At 51.3% G+C, this 17,451-nt stretch carries 11 protein-coding genes and 1 pseudogene; 10 read left to right on the forward strand and 2 right to left on the reverse strand.

What is annotated here, in order from left to right; genetic code table 11:
• Positions 1-90 precede the first annotated feature (90 nt).
• The 3 genes from LOC67_RS09105 to LOC67_RS09115 all read left to right on the forward strand — a co-directional run bounded on the left by LOC67_RS09105 (position 91) and on the right by LOC67_RS09115 (position 4,545).
• Positions 91-2,049: a mucoidy inhibitor MuiA family protein gene (locus LOC67_RS09105; protein ID WP_230262278.1), complete on the forward strand. Its 1,959-nt coding sequence runs from the start codon at positions 91-93 to the stop codon at positions 2,047-2,049.
• Between the two features lie 301 nt (positions 2,050-2,350).
• Entirely contained in the window at positions 2,351-4,003 is a 1,653-nt protein-coding gene (locus tag LOC67_RS09110) for a SulP family inorganic anion transporter (RefSeq protein WP_230262279.1), read from the forward strand.
• A gap of 266 nt (positions 4,004-4,269) precedes the next feature.
• Positions 4,270-4,545: a hypothetical protein gene (locus tag LOC67_RS09115; RefSeq protein WP_230262280.1), complete on the forward strand. Its 276-nt coding sequence runs from the start codon at positions 4,270-4,272 to the stop codon at positions 4,543-4,545.
• A gap of 137 nt (positions 4,546-4,682) precedes the next feature.
• On the opposite strand, the pseudogene LOC67_RS09120 reads toward LOC67_RS09115, so the two are convergent.
• Positions 4,683-5,471 (reverse strand): annotated as a pseudogene (locus LOC67_RS09120) (ISAs1 family transposase); the annotation flags it as partial.
• Between the two features lie 183 nt (positions 5,472-5,654).
• A complete protein-coding gene (locus LOC67_RS27710) occupies positions 5,655-5,789 on the reverse strand; it encodes a transposase family protein (RefSeq protein WP_410001128.1) in 135 nt (44 codons plus the stop codon).
• A 203-nt stretch (positions 5,790-5,992) separates the two neighbouring features.
• Here LOC67_RS27710 and LOC67_RS27315 point away from each other — a divergent pair, with 203 nt between their 5' ends.
• From LOC67_RS27315 to LOC67_RS09150, 7 genes are all read left to right on the forward strand, one after another.
• Complete coding sequence (locus LOC67_RS27315) at positions 5,993-6,118, forward strand: hypothetical protein (protein WP_261366808.1); 126 nt, start codon at positions 5,993-5,995, stop codon at positions 6,116-6,118.
• An 85-nt stretch (positions 6,119-6,203) separates the two neighbouring features.
• Complete coding sequence (locus tag LOC67_RS09125) at positions 6,204-7,748, forward strand: hypothetical protein (protein ID WP_230262282.1); 1,545 nt, start codon at positions 6,204-6,206, stop codon at positions 7,746-7,748.
• Positions 7,748-10,069, forward strand: coding sequence for an AAA family ATPase (locus LOC67_RS09130; RefSeq protein WP_230262283.1), 2,322 nt, complete (start codon positions 7,748-7,750; stop codon positions 10,067-10,069). The genes LOC67_RS09125 and LOC67_RS09130 overlap by 1 nt, the downstream gene beginning before the upstream one ends.
• Positions 10,070-10,088: 19 nt before the next feature.
• A complete protein-coding gene (locus tag LOC67_RS09135) occupies positions 10,089-14,180 on the forward strand; it encodes a hypothetical protein (protein WP_230262284.1) in 4,092 nt (1,363 codons plus the stop codon).
• A gap of 9 nt (positions 14,181-14,189) precedes the next feature.
• Positions 14,190-15,074 (forward strand): hypothetical protein, encoded by an 885-nt coding sequence (locus LOC67_RS09140; RefSeq protein WP_230262285.1) that lies wholly within the window; start codon positions 14,190-14,192, stop codon positions 15,072-15,074.
• A gap of 25 nt (positions 15,075-15,099) precedes the next feature.
• A complete protein-coding gene (locus tag LOC67_RS09145) occupies positions 15,100-16,563 on the forward strand; it encodes a hypothetical protein (protein WP_230262286.1) in 1,464 nt (487 codons plus the stop codon).
• Between the two features lie 13 nt (positions 16,564-16,576).
• Positions 16,577-17,425, forward strand: coding sequence for a hypothetical protein (locus LOC67_RS09150; protein ID WP_230262287.1), 849 nt, complete (start codon positions 16,577-16,579; stop codon positions 17,423-17,425).
• Positions 17,426-17,451 lie beyond the last annotated feature (26 nt).

The raw sequence follows: 17,451 nt of genomic DNA on the forward strand, positions 1-17,451 counted from the left end.
TTTCCAGCACTGTCACGATTTGATGTGATGCAATGCAACACACTCAATGCGGCAAGATGCAACAACAACGTTTAAATCAGGAATAGACTGATGCGGCAGTTCAAGGAATCTCTTTTCTCAACACGTTCGACTCGATTGCGTTGGTACATTGCGATGGTCGTCCTACCAGGCTTCCTTGTCCTCACCAAAACGCCTGCGTTGTCTGCGGCAGAAGACTCTTCTACACAAGTCCATTCAACACAAGGCCACTCGACCCTTGACGTGGATAGTCGAATCGCATCCGTGACCGTATTTCGGCGTGAAGCCAACGTTGTACGGGTTGTGAACGTTCCTGCGTTGGATCAACGACAGCGGCTACGGATCAGAGGATTGCCATCCACACTTCGAAATCAGACCGTGCGTTGCGAATCGGTTCCTGGTGTCGTCGTTCGGTCTTCACGTGTCGTCCTGCACCAAGAAAAAGTCGACACACCGGAGCGCAAGCAGCAATCAGAACAGCTGCGAACGCTGCAAGATGAACTCGAATCCGCAAAGCAAGACGTCGCGGTCGTCGAAATGGACCTCGAGACGATTGAATCATTGGTTAATTTTTCAGCGACGAAAGCCAATCAGAATCTTCAAAACACGAAACTTGATGCCGATGGCGTTTCCAAGATCGCCGACTTTGTGATGGAACGTCGACGCGCACTGGCAAAGGAACTGCACAACGCTCAAACCGAACTTCGCAATAAACAATTGGAATTGGAGAATTCGATTGCGCAGATGTCCGCTGAAACACTCCCCGCGTCGAAAACGACTTATGACGTCATCCTCGATGTACAAGCCAAACAAGGCGGGCAGCTACGCGTAAGCTACTGGGTTGACGAAGTTTCTTGGGAACCGAGCTACACGGTTCATGCGACGACGAATGATGGTGCGGACGACAAATTCCTGATCGAACTTGAAGCGAAGATCACGCAAAATAGCGGCGAGGACTGGAATGCGGTTGAACTGGTGCTCTGCACCGGCGTTCCGGACCTCGATGCAGACGGGCCAGTGCTGGCACCACTTCGTGTCGCGATTAACGGGGGCACCACACAGTCCAAACAGCAACGTTCCCAACCGATCGCTGGAGATTATGCCGCACCGTGGGAAGACCAAAGCAATTGGCAAGAGAACCTGATGCTGAACGCGGAAGCCGCCGGAAAACAAGTTGGCGAACTGAACCAAACAAAGTCCATGCAGCGGGGACTGGCCAGCGATGCGGCAGATAATCTATCGGACGAAACGTATTCCATTGACTCTGAAATCGATATCGTTAACCAAGCCAGCGGACAGTCGATCACGATCTTGCGTTCCGAAGTTTTCGGTTCGATCAATCGCATCGTCACACCATTGCTTAGCAGCTTCGCTTACCGTGAAGCCGAAGTCGACAACGAAACAGGGCAGAATCTTGTCGGTGGTAACGCAACCGTTTTTCTTGATGGCCAATTCGTCGGACGAACCACACTTCCGCCAACTGCTGCAGGCGGTCCGATTTCGATTGGGTTGGGCGCCGATCGGCAGTTAAGAACCAGACGCGAACTACTGGACCGCGAAGTCGAGATCAAAGGTGGCAACCGGCTATCGACGCTGAAGTATCGACTGGTCGTTTCGAACTTCCATGAACACCCTGTTGCCATCCGGTTGTTTGATCGCCTTCCAATCAGCAACCAATCTTCAGCGTTCAACGTCAGTTTTGATCCACAGTCCGGTGGCAAGCTTTCCGAGGACGGTAAGTACCAACGTTTGCTACGTCCGAATGGAATTCTGCGGTGGGATTTGGAAATTCCCGCACGACGTTTCGGCAGCGATGCCTTTGACCATGATTATCAATACACCATCGAGATGGACCGGACACAGTCCATCATAGGCACCGATCTACCTCAGCAAATCAATCAAGACCTGCGTTTCCAACGTGCGACTGGTGGAGGTGGTATGGGCGGAGGGATGGGAGGTGGCATGGGCGGGTTTGGCGGAGGCCCCGCCGGCATGGGAATCAACGGGGGAGCGGGCGGCAGCGCTCGATAGTTGCTTCGCCCTGCTATCCGCTCGACAGCAGGGGCCCGGATGGAAATCGGGCGAATGAAAGGGGAAAGCCCTCGAGTTTTTTCCTGCACAGCCTAACGCGCTTCACATCAACGTTACGACGGCCAGATCGTTCGTAGCGTGACCGGAAGGTGAATTAGATTCACCTCCTGACCATCCAAATCATCACCCCCTATTATCATGCAAATCGCAGCCGGAGCGTTGCGGTTGACCTGTCCTGGTGGGCTACTAGGATTCGCGGCTAAATCCTTCTCTCCCATCCAGAATTTCCTGCCCACCATCGATGCTGAATTTCTTTCGCCGCCAGAGTGCCAACACCAAAGATGACGTCCTCTCAGGACTGACCGTTGCGTTGGCATTGGTTCCCGAAGCCGTCGCCTTTGCGTTCGTTGCAGGAGTCTCACCGCTGATCGGCCTGTATAGCGCCGTTTTCATTGGCTTGATCACGGCAGTTCTTGGCGGACGGCCCGGCATGATTTCTGGGGCGACTGGCGCGATGGCAGTCGTCGTGGTCGGCTTGGTTTCGATCCACGGGATCGAATACATGTTCCCTGCGGTGATCCTTTGCGGCTTGATTCAGATCGCGATCGGTTTCGCCCGCCTGGGAAAACTGATCCGGATGGTCCCACACTCCGTCATGCTTGGCTTTGTCAACGGTTTGGCCATCGTGATCGGCATGGCGCAGATTTCTAGTTTCAAGATCTTTGACCTTGATGCCGGTCAAATGGTGTTCCTCAGTGGAACCCGGTTGTGGCTGATGCTTGGCTTGGTAGGGCTAACGATGTTGATCATCTTTGGTCTGCCACGTTTCACGAAAGCGATTCCGGCGTCGTTGGCGGCAATCTTGGTTGTGACTTTGATTTCCGTCGGGATCAATCGCAGCGGAAAGATCGCTGGCGACGATATCTCTTCAAACGCGATCGCGACGGTCGGCGACATGTTGGCAACGCATGCGACGGCGGCAACGGCGAAAGCTCAATTGGCCGCCGGTGAAGAAATCGTGCCGGTCGAAGCGTCAATCGGTGGCGGACTGCCGATGCCGTTTTTCACCGAGTACATGGTTCCGGAGTTCAGCTGGGAAACGCTTAAGATCATCTTTCCATTTGCTCTGACCCTCGCCGGTGTCGGACTGATCGAATCATTGATGACGCTGACACTGATCGATGAGATCACCGAAACCCGCGGACGCGGCAACCGTGAATGTGTTGGCCAGGGCGTGGCAAACCTCGTTTGCGGATTCTTTGGCGGTATGGGTGGCTGTGCGATGATTGGTCAGTCACTGATCAACGTCAACAGCGGCGGACGTGGCCGTCTAAGCGGTATCACCGCAGCTTGTTGCTTGATGTTGTTCATTTTGTTTGTCGCTCCTTGGATCGAAATGATTCCCATGGCGGCCTTGGTGGGCGTGATGTTCATGGTCGTGATCGGGACATTCGAATGGGCATCGCTGAAAATGATCAGCCGCATTCCCCCGTCGGATTACTTCGTCATGGTCTTGGTGGCTGGCTACACGGTTGTCATGCATGACTTGGCCACAGCAGTCATCTTGGGCGTCGTCGTATCGGCTTGTGTATTCGCCTGGAAACATGCGACCCACCTTGGTGCCGATACCAAAGTCAGCGAATCCGGCAGCAAGATTTACCAACTGCATGGCCCGTTGTTCTTCGCGTCCGCGTCTTCCTTCAAGGAACTGTTCGACGTCCAGAACGACCCTGATGACGTCGTGATCGACTTCTATTACACCCGGGTCTATGACCAGTCGGGGATGGAAGCGATCAAGACACTGACCGAAAAATACCAAGCAGCGAACAAGAAGTTGCACCTGACGCATCTCAGCGAAGAATGCCGAACGCTCCTCGATCGTGCAGGTGAGCTGGTCGAAGTGAACCTGTCAGAAGACCCGCAGTACCACGTCGCAACCGATCGTTTGGCATAGCCAATCGGGATAGGCGGTTGCCTCGTGGCACCCGTCCTCCCACACCACCGGGCATACGGGTCCGTACCACGGCGGTTCGGCTGGTTAAACTTTCGGGTCAGGTTGCTCCACAAGCAGGGGACGCCCAGTTCCGCTAACACCCTGCCAGGTAGCTACGAAGTTCGCTGATCACACGCTGTAAGGACGAGCCTCACCTTGTCGCAACGGCCGCTAGCCCTGAGCTGATTGAAGCGACGCAAACACGCATCGACAAGAACGAAGCGCGATTGAAGGAGCTGCGTGAAGCCATCGACAGCCATCGGCCGATTCGCGTCAGCCATGCATCGATCCGCAAGACCTTCGGTGAACTGGACAAAGCCTGGGACACGATCCCACCGAGAGAACGTTGCCGACTGATGGAATTGTTGATCGAACGGATCGACTACGACGGCGTTGAGGGCACGCTTGATATCACTTTCCAGCCCGCCGGACTCACGTCACTCGGGCAGGACGGCAATTTTGTCCGACACATTACGGACATGTTCAATTCAGAAACCTATTGAACAACTCAAACGAAACACCGCCGCGCACGTCGGCGATACGCCGCACGTTTCAAGTTGCTCGCGTAGATCGCGGAGACCGCGAGTTGCGTGGCGGTACGGCCCCACCGCGGCCCACAACGGGCAGGGCAATCGCACGTTCAAACAGCGTTAAAACCGGCGCAAATCTTATCGAGGATAGTTCCGCCCCAGCCTGCCATGAATCTCTTGCCGCGAATTGACTCTTTCAAGGTAGTGTCCTGTCGAAGAATATTCAGTGCCATGCGGCGAAATCCACCAGAGACCGCCGGAGCACTTCCCTTGCGGATTCGGCTGGCGTCTTCAGATAAAGTGACATCGAGAACGTAGTGCTGGCTGTTTTCAATCTTCCGGTGATCTCGAAGGTAACGGCTCAACGTTTTGACCTTCGCGGGCAGGCTGGAAATGAAGAAGGATGTCTCATCGTGTTCAACAATCTCTCCGTTTCGCGATCGCTGTTCCCTATGTCGGTACACCATTCCGATCGTTTGGATTCCTTCCAATCCTTTGAATTCATCAGCGTCCGAAACGTCGATGCAGAAATAGACTCGGCGTTCCTCACGGCCATGTGATGTTTCAACCGTGGTTTGCTTTCGAAGTCCCTTAACGCGGTAGACTTCATCCCCGTAACGAGTGAACAACTCAAGTAGCTTGTTGTAAAGATTTCCCTGGTTCATTTTCACTGTGAGGACGTAATCCGCTTCTGCATGTGCAATGACCTTGGCCGTTTCTCTCTGGCAGTGCATTGCATCGAGCGTGACGACCGCACCTGCTAATTCGAGCAATTCAAGTAACATCGGAACTGCTGGGATTTCGTTGTTCTCATCCTCAACGGACAGTTGCCTCAAAACCAGTTTCGAGTCGGTTGCGAATGCGGTGAGTGTATGCAACGCACTCTTGTTCGATGCCTGATCGAATGACCCTCATAAAGTCTTGCCGTCGATCGCGATCCCCTGTCCACGCAGCGCCTTCGCAAACTGATCAATCCAGTGATGCATTGACGCGAGGAACTCACCTGTATTGAGCCTGCTGAAGCCTCGACCGAAAGTATCATGACTGGGAACGCCGTGTTTCAAATCGATGTATCGCCGAAACTAATCGGCTTTCGACTTAGCAAAAAGTTCGACGTCAACCCATCCATCAGCGCCACAGATCGAGGCGGTGAGAGCAATGAAAATCATTTCAAGCAGATCGTGATTGTGGACAAGTTCGACGCGTGGGTTCGAAATATTTTCAAAACTGTTCTAAATAAGTGCAGCAGGACCTTCCATGAAATCGTTCTCCGTGGCAGAAATCAGCCATTCACAATAAATGACTTGACTGCGGCGGATTCAACGCAATCCTGATACCGAAAATGAAATCGACGTGCGATTGCCCTGGAAGACAAGACCATCTCATTCAAAAGCAATTTGCTAACTCGGAACCGCTGCGCATGCGAAATTTTATCCATTTGGCGCGTGGCATGCTCTACATTCGATTCACCAACACCAGTCGTGACGAACTTGTCGGAACTCACTTTGAATTGAAACCGCGAAAAACACTGCAGGAATTGTCGTGAAAGCAAGCTCGCCATGACGTGGTAAACGTACAAGGCAGACTGGGACAAGTGATTTCAACTTTCAGCATTGGTTTGAGTTGCGGTAATGAAAATTTTGTTGTTGTCTGACACCGACCCCAATGAACTCGACTTGTCAGTACTCAAGAAATGCGAAGCCTTGCAAATTCTGGGAGCTTTTTCGTTCCGAAATTCTGCTGACGCAGCACCGGGCTCCTTTCCTGTTCGTGTCGAAGTAGAGCAGAACAACTCACTTGAGGTCTTTAGCAACCAGGCCCCAAAGAACTTCCTTGTGCGAAAAGACTTCAATCTCTTGCGATTTTCTGAGAAATCCTCTGAGTTCCAAAATTGGCAGGCTATCCCGGTGGATGGCCCGAATGCGAAAGCGATTTCTTCGGAAACGAGTCGTCGCGCACATCTAGTGCAGATCGCTAGATGTACGCCGAATCGTGAGCCGCCAAGTGATCTGGCAGTAAGGTGCTACCTGAACCCACTCGTTGCCATCGCAAATGTGTGGGTTGAGCCAAATCGAAACGATGTATCCATTGTTCAACATTGCTGCAATGTCAATACGACTTGGGTAGATCTTATCGATCACCCAGAAGACAAACTTCGTGACGTTCTTTTGGAAAGTCTAGCCCGTCGTTTGCTGTGGCTTGAATCCAAGAATGAAGTTAGATCGAGAAGTTTTGTTGAGCGGTTGATATTTGGGAAGAAGCAGGGCGAGGACCATCATCGTGCATTCGTTGGGCTTGACGCATTCTGGGGCGCGTTCTGGCGATCTTCTAGCGACGAGGCGCAACCGCGGTGGACTCCAGGCGGACAGCTAACCACGATAGCTACGAGGATCGCAAAGTTTTGGTGTGACTGCTTGGGGGTTGAATTCTCTGAAGAGCCCTGCCCTCAATGGAGTATTTATGCGGCAGAGAAATACCGTGGACACAGAAATCTGGTATCCGACTGGCGATCCGACGCGGAATGGAATTCTACCGACAACAGTTTGAGAAGCTTGAGCCAATTTATGCAGGATCACTCTGAACGTAGTCGCGCGGGCGAGTATTTGCGTCGTTTTCTCCTTCGTCATGGGCAATTGAATGCCAACGAGTTGCCCTTACCAATTCGAGCTTGGAATACTTACAGCACTCCTTCGGGCGGCTATCGCAGACTGAAGTACGCTGACTTTGTAGAAGACTCGCTTCGGTCATTGCTCTTCTCATCGCCGGTCGTGTTAGAGCTTCCGCAGTTAAGCACCGAACTCGACTCGATGAATCTCCTGCGTGCCCGCCGCGAAAAACGCGATGACAGGTTCAGTGATCGGTTTGGCAATCGAGCCTTAGACCTTACGTATTCTCGGTCTCAAGGCGCGTCAGCGTTCTTAGAAAGACTTATCACCGGACTCAGTCAAACTGATCGCCCAAGTCGCAATAAACCACTCAGCTATGCTTCCGAATGGTGGAAAGGGTGGGAGGACTCATTATATTTCAGCGCGTCTGAGTCGCCAGTCTATTTCAAGGCACCGGGTGAAGGGCCCTTTTATCTCGGTGTGTCTAAATTCGGTGATAAGGTTGGCCTGCCAGCAAGCGAACTCGATGAGTCTACTGATGAGCACCACTGGGTAAAGGAGATCTTCTAATGCCCTTTAGACGCACCGACCAGCGATTCGACAGGTTGTTTTCAAAGTGCTCACTTGCCGCCTTCGGCGATAGACGCAAGTTGCAGATTGCTGATATATTCCTCAATTGTTTAGAAAACAGCGTATGGAATCAGGAATCGTCAGGGGACGCTGCGCAAGCAGTCGCTCGCATTCGCAATGAGTTACTGCCCCCGGCAAGAACGGACCAGCCAAACCAGATCACGTTTAGCCATTCGGCTGTGTGTGAGGGACTCAACAATTCACTCAAAGACCAAGAGCGTTCAATAGTCGTACCGAGTTTTTTTCATGGTGTGGTGCAGTTCCTGTTAACTTCCGATGCCAGTTTCGACGCCGGGCACCAACTCTGCATCGATATTCTCACGAATGCCGGCGTGACTTCTGAAACACTCGAAACCAGCGGTGCCTCACGGCTTGGCGAATGGGTGGATGACGTTTTTGTGGAACACTTGATCGCTAACCGGCAAGAACTGAAAGGTCGAGATCACGAACTACTAACGTACGAAAACTGGTTGCGAAATTCGATTAATGCGGGTCGCCCCGTCACGCTAGTTGGCGAACGAGGCGTTGGGAAGACGATTTTTGTGGAACACCTGGCTGCAAGTCTCCAGCGGAAATTACCAGACCGGCAGTTTGCCATCCTGCGGCCCCACGCTTCAGTTTTCATGCAAGGCGAAGTGGATGCCGAATTGGAACTGCTAAGCCGAATGGCCATGGGAGATTCACGCATCTTTCTCATCTTCGACCAATTTGATGCAATGCTATCTCATGAAGTCTTTCGATTGGCTTTTGCGGAGTTCTTTGGCGGCGCCTTGAGCTTTGGCGGACACCCAATGCTGTTTGTTTGTCGTCCGAACATGAATCTGAATGAGGTACTCTTTCGCGAAATTGAGAAAAAGCAACTTGCGGAAATCGAGCCACGACATGTTGTTGAAGCAGTTGAACACAAGTTGTCGGGCGAGGCGAGAATTCAAAGCGAAGATGGTGAAGGCGAAGCCGAAAGTCAACGATTTGCAAAAGAAATCTTCCGGTTCTCCAGCCAATACTTTCCATCCGATGCTCAGCCTTTGGCTGCAGTACGGTTGCTTCAAAGCGTGACCGACCGAAAGCCCAGGCAAGACAGTGGTTTACCCGACGTTTTATTTCAAGATCTAATTTCTACGGTTGCTACAGAAGCTGGTGTTGAGGAGCGTCAGTTGCAATCCGATCCTGATGAGTTCTACGCGACGATCCAATCGCAACTCGCTCAGGAAATTATCGGTCAAGAACATGCCGTAAAAACAATTTGCAACCGATTGGCAAAGTGGGAAAAAAAGAGTCGCGAGTTACTGACCATCTCAGCGACAACGCGACGCAATCGACTTGAGCCTGCCAGGATACTTTTGGTTGGCCCGCCGGGAATCGGGAAAACGGAAACTGCCCGTGCATTGGCAGATCTGCTGGGACGACCACTCCATCAATTTTCAATGAACCAATACGCGACAGAGATGGCTCGCACTAGTTTCATTGGTGCCGATGTCGGTTATGAAGGAAGCGGGAAAACAGATACGATTTTCTCGCAGGTTCAGAAAACGCCCCGCTGTATAGTCCTATTAGACGAAATCGAGAAAGCACATCTGGATGTACAGAATATTTTGTTGGGCATTCTTGAGGGTGAAGGCAAAGACTACTCGGGTGCAATAACACGTTTCCACCAAACCATCTTCGTGATGACCAGCAACTACGCTGAACAGTTGATATCACGCAAGTACGAAACTGATCGCAAAGAAAAGACTCGCAGCGAGGTAGCTGCTTCACTCTCGACGCCGATCGTCAAGGTACTACTTCAGCAGGGCGCCTCTGCAGAAGTCGAACAAGAGATGGTGGAGTTTATCCGTGAAGCCTCGGAGCAAATCACAGCTGAGTTTCGTCAACAGCGAACGGAGTGGATGAACGCCGTCCGCGAAAAACGCGAATCCGACGCAACAAAAGCACGGGACCGATCCCTGGAACTGGTAGGCGCACATCTCCAGTATTCCGCCGCCGAGGCTGAGCTCACGAAATTGCGGGAAGGCAAGAGTATCGGTAGTGCCCTCTTGGACCGAGCAAACGACATTGTTGCCTACCTGCCATTCGTTCGACACGAAGAGGGTGATGTGAAACGGGCCGACGACTCGGATATAATTCAGGCTTTCGTGGATCGGTTCCTACCGCCGACGGAAGCGGGTAAAGACCGTGAACAGCAAGTGAACAACATAGCGGTCAAGGTGCCACATTTAGCATCGGTTCGCACTATCAAAACCATTGTAGAACAGTCAAGTTAAAGCGATTGGACCTTATGTCATGTCATACCTGAAGAACTTAACCCTGCTCGGCAAATTCTCGAACGCAGCAGGTGCGATCATCCCTTTGTCGGGAGCTGATTTGAGCAAAGACGGATTCATTGCGAAAGTTCAACCTACGGTAACTCGTGAGATTGTTTCAGCGACGGCCGGCGGTAGGAGTTTTCGTTACTATCGACTCGTTCCTCCGTATGGAGTGAATGCGCAGGAGCAGGCAAAATTAAACAAAGACGATCCAAGTTTCGCGATTTCCGAGAAACTCATTCACCTGAGTCTTTCAGATATCGAGTTGGGCGGTGCTCAGACCGAAGAAAACCTTCGAGCATACGCGGTGCAAGGTGGCAAATTCTTTGCGGAGCTTGTCGCTTCTCTTGATACGATCAGTCAATACAACCACGGCAACTTTTCCCAAGCCGTACTTCAAGTCGCGTCGGCATGGATTGAGCAGCAGGGCGCACTCGGCCACGCAGCTTTCGCTGAGGCGATGTTAGACCAAGATCTATCAGATGCAATTGTTGGCTATCTCAGTTGTACACAACAAGATGATGTTACGGGCCGCGAAAGAGAGTTGACAAATTTTGCAAAGCAAGCAGGGCTGTCTGCTGCAGATGCAGCTGCGTGCCTGAGCGCTGCAGAGTCATGCCGAGAAGCTTTTCACTCACCTACCCTGGCAGACAATCTCCGTAGTGCAATAAGTTCGTCTACGGTTGGCGACGGCAGAAATCTAAACAGTTATAGGCCGTTTGGAGATTGGAATGGACCTAGAGAAGACTTTTTCGAGGCATTCAAGCAGTACATCAAAGCAAGGGCATTACTGGAAAATTTCATCGCGAACGTTTCAAAACATGCCTACGTGATGTTATTCCTCCTTAGCAAATACACCAGTGACCCCTTGCCGTTGACAGCTACGATTCTACTGAATGGTCCCACCATCACTGAGACCATCTTGAATACAGCTGTTCTTAGTCAGAACAATCGTCGTCATGGTCTACCGGCGGGGGAAGATGAAGAGAGTGTTCGGAGGGCTGTTGGCGAAGGTGTAAATCGAAAACTGCCAGACAACATCGTGCTAACCGAGGACGAAAAAAGCCGTCACAAATCAACGAAATTGGAGCTTGAAAAATATGTTATGCTGCGGTTCATACCGCTCGAAATTACGACACGAGATGCATTTCTGCAGGAAGCTGAACTGGAGTTCGCAAGTACGGTGCATCGAATCCTCGACGACAAATCACTGAAGCTCGTTGCGGAACTCGCCAAATCCCTCGAAGGTTTTGCAAATGAAGCGCGCGCTACGTACTCAATCGCGGCAGGTGATGCGCATGCAGTAAAGGAATCGCTTTTCGCGGCGCTGAATAGTGTCGGCTTGCCCAAAAAACAATCAGAGAAATATCAGTCGTCAGTCGATGATCTGAAGCAACGAATCCAGATCGCGATTAACGATGGTACGGTAACGTCTTACGCCAAATTAGCGGAAGAGATCTCTGCGACCCTTAACATTATTAAAGCGAAAGCTATACAAGCTGATCAGGCGGGGACCGACGCGTTACTCTCAAAGACTAAGCGCTATTCAATCAATCTTCGTACGCGCATTGATGTGCTTGGCAGCCGGAAATCAGGGGCGCCTGGTAACGCACTTGCGCTCGACGCAGCTTCTGTCGCCCGGGTTGAACCAATTGAGACCAACGATGCAGTTGAGCCAACCGAACAAGTGCAGGCTCAAACAGCCGAAGAAGCTGAACAAGCAAATGCACCAAACGCCCGGCTCAAGAAATACCGAGAACGAAATCAGCGAAGCTATTCCATACGCCGCAGCACGCCGTTGACCTCTCAGGCCTCCACGGCAAAAGCGGCCGTGAGACCAAACGAAAAGGCTGCATATAAAACACAAGTGGAGTTTCCGGGTGGGACAGCCGAAGTCAAGGTTGGAAAAGGAAGCGAAATAGAGGTTGATGTGAAACCCAAGTCCCTTGGTTTCGACGATCTTGCGGATCAGAACAAGTCCAGCGAGCTGTCAGCGACTGGTGTTATCGTCAATGAAGATGGTACAGAGGTAGGTTCGTACCAGAAGAGTGCGGATGGCACAATCGAGTCCACTGTCCCCAACAACCTGGACAAACAGAAATGCATGTGGGTTAGTGGTTCCGTTTCAATTGATAGCAGCAAAGAGATAAAGGACATTCCACATTTTTGCGTGCTCACTTACGAAGATCTTGGCGGAACCGCCGGGGTAGACGTAGACTTCAAATCTTTTGTGGGCAGACTTAACAGCGAGATGTTCAAGAATGCGACCGCTGTCGAGCATCTCGATCAAGACGGTACCGCAAAAGTCGCACCAACTCTGAATCTAGCAACCGCAACCGTCGTTTTCAGCTCGGCGTTTGTCGAAGGTGATGTTCTAAAGATCATCGTAAGTAGCAATGACGTTGCCGACACAAAGCTTTACGCGTTCCAGCAACTTACGGCAAAGGACTGTGAGCATGGACAGTGTGGTATCTCGGAAGTTCGTATTCATTCAACCGCGACTCTTTTTGATGAATTGCAAATGACGGAGTCGGCAGTTCGACTTGACGGCAAGGAAATACCAGATGCGATAAAAGTTTCGGACTCGACATTAACGCTTAGGCTCCCGGAGAAACAATTCTTTTTCCCTGGCCAGTCCCTTGAATTTTCAGGCAAGAAGACTCTAAAAGTCAGCGAGTTGAATTTGAAGTCGCGAACTGGTGACGCTGTAACTGACGCTGTCGATACACCGACGATCCAATCGGAGTTAGGCGAGATTGACTGGGGACGCCTTTGCTACGACGTAACCTTGACAGAAAGTCTGATGGCGAACGAGTTTCGAGAGGCGAACCGCGACTCGTTGGATTACTGGCCCTGTTATCATCGTGCCAGAAAATTCCGGGAGCAGACGCTTGCATCACATCCCGACTCGGTACCGTTCGAAGAAGTGGATTTGGGAGTCACCTTGGAAGTCATTGCACGAATGTTGCGCGTGTTTGGAAACAACCAGGATTATTTCGAACCCGGAAAAAGTGACAATCTGCCGATCGACAAATTAGACCTTAGTCAATGCTTTCCAATTAGCACCCCTGGCGAACTCGTCAATATCATCAAGCAATTCGAACTCATCTGTAATGAAGATCGACGCGTGGATGAGTTCCGCAGGGATATTCACAATGCGATGGGCGCAGTCGAAGCATTGAAGGGCAGCGACTCACGAGTAACGATCATCAACCAGACGCTGAGCGAGGCTGCGAGCAATGTGAACCGTACGTACCCGAACCGGAACTTTTTTGTTGAGCATCCCAGCTCTTTCATTTTCGCACACGGTCACGCGGGACAAGTTATTGGGAATGGTACGGCGAACGCCTATGAAGAAATTCGTGGTGGCATGAAACTGGCGCTATCTGATTACGACAACTGTTCAGAATTCCGTCACCCAATTTTCACAACGGATGCGATGACCGCATTCGCTGATTGCTGGTTCATTGATGCGAACCGATGGGATGCACTTCCAAACACAGTAGGCAGTGACGTAAATCTCGTGGAGCTTCGAGTGCGACGAGACGAAGACGGAAATCTGCAAGGTGTTCAAATACCAAACGCGTTGGCGTGCGTCGCAGCCCTCGTTCATAGTGGGTGCGTTATTGGCAATCATTGGAGGGACGTTGTTGGCAACGTCAAGGCGGACTTAAGTTTCGGAGATGCCGTTCGAAAATGCTTAATGCAACCCTTCAACATCAGTGCTCGTAATAGCCAGATATTGAGCACCTCAATTTGGGTCACACTGGCAAATCAAGCAGTTAAGAATGTTGCATTCGCGAGGTGGTGCAAACTTGAAGACTGCTCATGGAGTTTTACAGACCACATCGCTGTGGCATGGTGCGGAAACGGAAAACCTCCGCAATCCAACGATCCAAACCTCCAATTGGGAGCGGCCAATTTCCCGGATCTGTGGGAGGCAAACTTCGTTGCAAATAATTTGGCGGCCTTTCTAGCTTCAGTAGCCGTGCTCGCGCCAAATGGAGAGCCGCTAGACGCACAGTCGGATTTGACTTTAGATGATCTGCTTCAATTCAACAAGTTATAGGAAGAGACGATGGCTTACACGTACTCGATGACCTCAGTAAACCGCGGAGCAATTTCGCCTCTTGTTGGTTTTATGTTCGTCCACGGATGGGAGATAAATGCGGCAGGAATCGCACGCCAGTTACTAGGAGGCACCAAGCCTAATGAATACGGCTACCTATTAGCTGCGGTGAATTGCGAGTCGGACAAGAGCATTGTCATTCCGGCGAACAGATCGAACCCGGGATGGGGTGACATGACACTAACGATGAATGAATCAGGAGGTGGTGCGACCTTTCATGGGATCGAGTATTTGTGGGGGACTAATGGTGAATTCGCCAACGAACGAGGAATCGGGATTTTGCTGTTTCAGTTCACGGGCATCGAACTTACCGGGTGGCGAGAAATTCAATCAGCGAAATGGTTAGGTGGATTTCCAACAACAGCAACGACGAAGCCAAATCTCGGCAGCAGTTTTAGCGAAGGCGTTGCCCCCGCCAAAACTGTCGACAGCATCTATCACCCTCGTTACTTCGACAACAGCACTGGCACATATGCTGCAAGCATTTCTAGGGGCTTTTTGAATAATGCGATTCATGCATTGATATCGGGTGCTGGAGTACCCACCAATTGGAATTTGCTTGGAGACGATGTTACGCCTGGACACGGTATTGGTGGCAGCTTCCACATGGTCAATCAAGGGTGCTTTAAGTCTCTGGGGTGGTGGGATTTTGAGGACATCAGCGAATTCGTGACGAATCCAGATGTAGTTGGTTTGCGAAAGCACATAGTTCGCACTGTAGGGCTGTATGGAAAGCATCCACGTAACCTGGAGAATGTGGACAGGCACGATGTACACAACATCAATGTTTCCGATGACCCTTCCGTAGAAACTCTGTACATCAAACTTAGATAGTCTGCTTGCATTGCTTGGAGATCAAATGCCTACGCGAATCTTGGATAAAAACGGACAAGCGATCGACGAAGATACGGCGTGGTGCCGTCTCGTTGTTGAGCTCAATTGCCCCGCGACAGTAGAATTTGCGGTGGCGGGTGCAAGCCCTGAAGATGTCGCGAAAGTTGCTTGTGGTACAACAGCATTAGCTGTTGCCCGAGAGACTGAAATTGATTTTGGGACAGTGTACGGCATTGGCATGCGATGTGGACTGCGAGGTAGTGACTTCGCTTTTTGGAATTCGCGCCCGCTTGACCACCGTCCTGAAAAAAGCGTCGTTTTTCAACAGTCCGAAAATGAACAGTCGACAGCATTTCTTGGGCGGGTGTTTTGCGATGCGATCCAGGTACCGGTCGATCAAGACTTTTTCCATGAACACCTTTCTCCCCTTTCGTGCATCATACGGCCATGCGATCTGTCACATCGAGAACTGTTTGCTCAGCTTACCGGATTCTTGAACAAGAGTACGTCAAGAGTAATTGGCTGGAATCACTTTTATCGTGCTGAGGGGGCTCAGCTTACGAACTTTATGGACTGGATTGCTCTCCCTGCGACTGAACAATACCCGAATATCGCGGAGTTCTCCGATGGCGTTGTAACCGGCTGGCAAGCCAATCCACAAGTGCCAGAGATGCTGCAAGGTCCCTATTGGATGGCAACGAATGTTCGGAGATACATTCGGTCAGGTGACGAGAATGATTTTCCGGAATTAATGTATGTGCTGAAGGGCAGTTACGAACCTGCTGGTGATGATTTCCGCAATTTGATCCCTGGCTGCTATCGCATGGGGCAACGGCTGTTTGCTTGCCTGCGTGTAGAGATTTCCTTCTTCCGTCAAGACCAAGTTAACGCGATTGGCGCTGCAAGAAGTCCCGTTGAAGTGTCTGCGTACTTCGCTCCGCTAGAAAACGTGCATTTTTCTTATCCTTCTTTAAGCGAGGCCGAACTGCGTCTCCCCTTCAGCCTCGGCGGTTGGAATGAAGATGGCTCGTTGCTGCAGATTCAACCAGGTGACGACAACTCCTGGGTGCTTGGGCACGAAGGTACAGAACACGTGGATAGCGAAGGCCATTTGCTGGCTGAACTTCACACCCCATTCCCGCCCGACGATGAGCGAGCTGGACTTTATGTTACGCCGAGAACACAAATGAAATATCGGGTGCGTATCAGCAACGGCAGCGTTCCCGAGATTCATGGCGGGCCAACCCGCAAGTTCGAACAACTTGAGAATCGCGATGTGACACTCAATGCAACGACCGCTACGGTTAACTGCGATTCTGCCAAAACCGAACTTTCGGAACAGCATGGCTTGGATATTTCGGCTACCAAAGCCAAGGTTCATGCCAGTTCAAAAATGGAAGTCAAAAGCAACCTCGACGTCTCGGAAAACGCGACGGTTCAGGGCGAAGAGTTAAAGCTTCACGGCAATCTCAAGATCGCAAGCAACTAAACAGGACGCCTCAATGCGATATTTAACCCATCGTGATCAGTTTGTGTGTATCCACGGTGGCGTGGTGACGTTTACGGTCGACGAGGATTCTTTGCGTTGCACTGTTGGGGGTAACGATGGCAGGATTTTGCTTGAGGAGGAGGTCAAGGGAATCGAGCTCGCCAACTACTGCACAGCTCAGCCTCCGGTTCCGAAATGTTGTAAAGTTCTTGCAATCGTACCAAACAATCCCGACAAATTTCGCATCAATGGCAAGCGGCCAGTTGTTGAGGGCGCGTTGATTCTGACCAATAACGGTCCGCTGCTGCACTCCCAGCCCGATGGTTTGGCATCTCAGAAGTTTGCGATGTTTCAACCACTCTTAACTACGGACGCGGACGATTCATCGCAATCCAAGGACAACGGTTCGCCTGCTGAAGAGTCAGAAAAGAAGAACTATCTGATTCACGTTCAATGCCGCTTGAACGGGGATCAACTTCTCGCGTCGCGTCCTTACCGGATTTTGATCGACGGCCAGCCAGCAATCGAGGGCAAGAGCACAGATGTGCAAGGGGTCATCAAGGAGAATGTCGAGCTCGTAGTAACTGGTGGATCCCGAGCTTACATCGAAGTCGAATCCCCTTCCGGCGGAGCGGTCATCTTTGGCGTTCACTTTATTGAACAGCCAATGAGTAGGCCTTCGCTCGTCGCGAATCTTGGCTTCGATCCAGGTGCGTCGCAATCGCTCGACAGCTTTTTTTCGAAGAATGGCGAATCTTGCAATCGCGATTGGCTGGGAGAAACCGAGTTGGCGGTGCTGGAGTTGGATCGTGAGAAAAGCGATGATCGGGATTCGGCCGACGAAGATAGCCGCCTTGCGTAGGCCGGTGATTGATTCACAAAGCAGAA

Source organism: Stieleria sp. JC731 (assembly GCF_020966635.1).
Lineage (GTDB): Bacteria > Planctomycetota > Planctomycetia > Pirellulales > Pirellulaceae > Stieleria.